Consider the following 4,570-nt stretch of genomic DNA (forward strand, 5'->3'; position numbering starts at 1 on the left):
ATATTTACGTTAAAATAAGTTTAAACTAGTTTCAAAATTATTGATACACCAAGACTTCGTCATTATCTTCAGTATATAAAAACATCAGAGGTTGACCAATTGTTGACCAAAATATTATTTCTTCGCTGAGTAGGGATATTTTAATCTCAGTTTCCCTTTCATCCTTAAAACTGAAACAACCGAGCAACTAGGGGGTGTTGCTCGGTTGTTTCAATTATCTATCGATTTTCTCTAATCATTTCTCGATACCAATGATAGGATGCTTTTGGTATTCGGTTCAAGGTTCCTTGTCCTTGGTCATCCATATCTACATATATCAAACCATATCGTTTCGACATTTGTCCTCCTGTTGCGCTGATGATATCAATCCCTGACCACATCGTGTAACCTAATATAGGAACACCATCCTCATCTTTTGCCTTTAATAGAGCAGTAATATGATCTGATAGATAGTTAATCCGGTAGGAATCATCAATCACACTCTGTTCATCCAACGAATCAATCGCACCCAAACCATTCTCTACTACGAGCAGAGGTTTTTGATAGCGATCAAATAAGTCGTTCAATGTGATTCTAAATCCAAGAGGATCAATTGGCCAGCCCCACTGACTCGTTTCTAGGTACGGATTTGAAACGGATGCAAATAAGTTACCTGAATTTGTTGCTAGAGAAGCATCAGCTGATACACAACGGCTATTGTAATAAGATAGACTGATATAATCTACTGTGTATTCTTTTAATATTCGTAAGTCTTCCTCAAGGATTGAAAGCTGGATCTTATTCTTCTCAAAAAACTTTTGTGCATAAGTAGGATACTCTCCCCTAACTTGAACATCTGTAAAGAAATAGTTTTCCCTATCTTTTTCCAAAGCTAACCAAACATCTTCTGGATTTGCTGAATAAGGATAAACCTTACCAGCTGCTAGCATACAGCCAATTTTATTCTCTTTTGAAATGTCATGGGCTAACTTAGTCGCTTTAGCTGAGGCAATTAACTGATGGTGAGCTGCTTGATAAATGTACTCCAAAGGGTAAGATTTATCTGATACATACAAACCTGCGGCTAAAAACGGCAAGTGTAAAATCATATTGATTTCATTAAATGTTATCCAATACTTGATGCGTCCTTTAAAATGCTGGAATAAGGATTCACAGTAATTCAAATAATAATCAACAACCTGCCTATCTCCCCATCCACCAAATTCTTCTACCAAATAAAGAGGGAGGTCGAAATGACAAATTGTTACTATCGGCTCAATACCATTGTCTAAAAGCCTATTAATAATCTTATCGTAGAAGGCTAGCCCACTAGGATTCGGCTTGTCTTCATTACCATTTGGAAAAATACGTGACCAAGAAAAGGAGAACCGATAGGCATTTATTCCTAACTTTATCAATAAATCAATGTCCGCATCATAGCTCTCTGCCATATTGATGGCTCGTCTTCCGGGAAAATAGGTATCGTTCTGAAGAGTATTATGACAAATTTCACCTTTCATAACACCCAAACGCTGCTCTCCAAATGGAATAACATCAACTAAAGCCTTCCCTCGCTGTTCTATACCACCTTCACACTGATTGGCAGCTGTTGCGACTCCCCATAAAAAATCATTGTCCATACTATCTACTTTCTAACAGATATCAACTTTTGACCAAATGTGACATCCCTTTGATTTTCTAATGTCATATCAGAAAACTCTTCCCAATTTGTAACTAGAACTGGAGTTACCAGTGAGTAGCCTTCTGATTGAATAAGTTCCTGTTCAAATTCGATTAATACTTGACCTTTTTGAACGTGATCACCAACAGTCACTTTAGTTGAAAAGCCTCTACCATTTAACTGTACCGTATCCATTCCAATATGAATCAGTATCTCCATTCCACTATTGCTCTTTATTCCGATGGCGTGACCTGTCGGAAATAATGCTATAACCTCACCATCAACAGGAGATTTTAAAGTTCCTTGACTCGGAATGATTGCCAAGCCTTTCCCCATCATGCCAGAAGCAAAAGCTTGGTCTTCAATACTTTCGAGTGGAACAACTTCACCTTCCAAAGGGCTCAAAAGAATAGTGTCCTTTTCTTCTGAATCATTCTGCACTACTTCATCTTCTTTATAGAACATTAAGGTTAAGCTCAGGCCGACAACCATCGATATAACAATCCCTACTAAAGCAACGATGATATTCCCCATGCTTCCATCAGGATTCATCATATTCGGCAATTCGAAAATGCCCATGCCGCCCATAATAAATTTTCTAAAATTAAAGTGTCCATAGAAAGCACCACCAATTCCACCTGCTATACAACTGATAATGAATGGTTTTTTCAATGGTAACAACATTCCGTAAATAGCTGGTTCCGTAATACCAAAGATTCCTGAAATAAAGTTAGGAATAGCCATTTCTTTCAGTTTTTGGTTCTTCGTCTTGAAATATATACCCAAAACTACTGCTGATGTTGCAAAGGTACAAGCAAAGAATGGCATCATGACATTATCATAACCCAATGTCATTACATTATTGATATAGACTGGAATAAAGCCCCAATGAAGACCAAAAATGACTAGAATTTGCCAAGTTGCTCCAACTAACGCTCCTGCTAGAAGTGGACTGATATCACGCACTGCAAGAGTAAATTGAGAAATTAAGGTTGAACCAAATGTTGCCAAAGGACCCAACACCAATAAAGTAACAGGAATAACGGTTAACATCGTTAACATTGGCACAAAGAAGAATTTCACCAAGTCTGGAATGAGACGATTATATACCCGTTCACATTTTGAAGCAAACCAAACTGCTAGAATAACAGGAATAACTGTTCCTGTATAATCAATCGCAATTACTGGGATACCAAGAAAATTGATATAGACTGGTGAAGCTAGAACGCTACCTTCAAATAAAGTAAACAAAGCTTCTGAATTTGCGGATAAACTACTTGCTTGAATTGCTGGATAACAGAGAGCCGCTCCAATTGCTAAACCAAGCATTGGTTTCAACTTAAATTTTTTCGCCGCCGTATATCCTAGAAACAGAGGTATAAAGGTAAACATAGCATCTCCAACAGCATTCAAAATCTGATAGATACCACTTGAGTTTTCATATAGACCTAAGGTAACAAACAAGGTATTGAAACCTTTAACCATTCCACAAGCAGCCATAATGCCTAGAACTGGCTGAAAAATTCCAGAAATCGTATCAATCATTCTATCGAATAATGTTCCATTTACTGGCTGGGTACTCACTTTAGAATCTGTAATATTCAGCAAAGGCAGAACTTCTTCATAGACATCGGCAACATGGTTACCGATAACAACTTGATACTGTCCTCCACTTTTCATGACAGTTACAACGCCATCTAGTGCCTTTAGATAATCATCATCTGCTTTTGATTCATCAACTAGATTAAAGCGTAGGCGTGTGATACAGTGGACAAGTCCTGTGACATTATCTTTTCCACCGATATGCTCAACAATATCTTGTGCTAAGGCTTGATATTTTTTCATATTTTCCTCCCTAATGTCTTTTTGACAGGGCTAGTATAACAATTATAGATAACGCTTACAATTTCTAATCGATATTTTGGTCAAATGGTCCAAAATTCAATTAATAAAACCTTTGCTTTCTGTAACAAAGGTCCAAATTAGTTTATTTTAGTCGGTTAGAAAGACTTGCTTTAACTTGCGCATCATACGTATTAGCTAGATACATTGAAAATAGAATATCTATGATATAGGTCAAGCTGATATTGCTGCTAACAACATCCAAACCAATCAAGCTTTCACGATTGGGCAATTCAATAATCTCATGACAGTAAGGCTTTAATTGTTCAAAATAGGGACCAACCAAGCCAACAATGGGATAAAACCCCTCCTGTTTTAAGTATCGCGCCATCTGAAGAATGGTTTCATTTTTTCCAGTAAAACTGATTAGGAAGAACACTATTTTCTTATCTTTATTGAGTGCAAGAAAATGCTTGTTAAGGGATTCCATAGCCGTTGCTTGTAGCCCTAGATTTGAAAACTTGAATGCGGCAGCTTGTGCCGAGATATACGAAATACCAGTCCCTAAGAAAATTACCAGTTCTGATTGCTCTATAAATTTTAACAGCTTTGGAAGTTGTTGCTTTCTTAAAGCATATCGAGTATTGGTTAAAGCTTTATCGTAAATCTGAGGAAGGATATCCAAAAGATCCTCAGAATTTGTATTGGATGAAATTGGCTCTTTTGACAGTAATGCATCAAGCCGTTGCTTCTCATGCCATTCAGCTAATAATTGTAATTTAAACTCTTGAAACCCTGAAAATCCCAGTTTTTGACACAAACGAACAACCGTCGCCTTACTTGTAAATGATTGTTCTGCCAATCCTTGAGCTGAAAGGGCGGGGATTATTTTCATATTCTCCAAAATATAGGATGCAACCACTTGTTCTTGTGGAGTCAAATCAGACTGCTCTTGTAATTTATCAACTAACATATTATTATTATTTTTTTTATTTAATACTCAAGAAATGCTTTATCACATATGTATATTGAGTATGTTCAGATACCACTAATACTGTTTCTTAAAAC

General features: G+C 36.8%; 3 protein-coding genes. All 3 read right to left on the reverse strand.

Annotated features, from left to right (window positions below):
* Positions 1 to 218 precede the first annotated feature (218 nt).
* A complete protein-coding gene (locus F9856_RS11695; RefSeq protein WP_202106696.1) occupies positions 219 to 1,619 on the reverse strand; it encodes a 6-phospho-beta-glucosidase in 1,401 nt (466 codons plus the stop codon).
* A 5-nt stretch (positions 1,620 to 1,624) separates the two neighbouring features.
* The gene (locus F9856_RS11700) at positions 1,625 to 3,505 is read right to left on the reverse strand and encodes a beta-glucoside-specific PTS transporter subunit IIABC (RefSeq protein WP_202106697.1); all 1,881 of its coding nucleotides are present in this window, start codon (positions 3,503 to 3,505) and stop codon (positions 1,625 to 1,627) included.
* A 142-nt stretch (positions 3,506 to 3,647) separates the two neighbouring features.
* The gene (locus tag F9856_RS11705; protein ID WP_202106698.1) at positions 3,648 to 4,475 is read right to left on the reverse strand and encodes a MurR/RpiR family transcriptional regulator; all 828 of its coding nucleotides are present in this window, start codon (positions 4,473 to 4,475) and stop codon (positions 3,648 to 3,650) included.
* Positions 4,476 to 4,570 lie beyond the last annotated feature (95 nt).

The organism is Streptococcus suis (assembly GCF_016743335.1).
GTDB lineage: Bacteria > Bacillota > Bacilli > Lactobacillales > Streptococcaceae > Streptococcus > Streptococcus suis_Y.

Excerpts from the sequence above, each read along its gene's own strand:
- F9856_RS11700 (WP_202106697.1), bottom strand. The coding sequence starts at position 3,505 with ATGAAAAAATATCAAGCCTTAGCACAAGATATTGTTGAGCATATCGGT.
- F9856_RS11705 (WP_202106698.1), bottom strand. The coding sequence starts at position 4,475 with ATGTTAGTTGATAAATTACAAGAGCAGTCTGATTTGACTCCACAAGAA.
- F9856_RS11695 (WP_202106696.1), bottom strand. The coding sequence starts at position 1,619 with ATGGACAATGATTTTTTATGGGGAGTCGCAACAGCTGCCAATCAGTGT.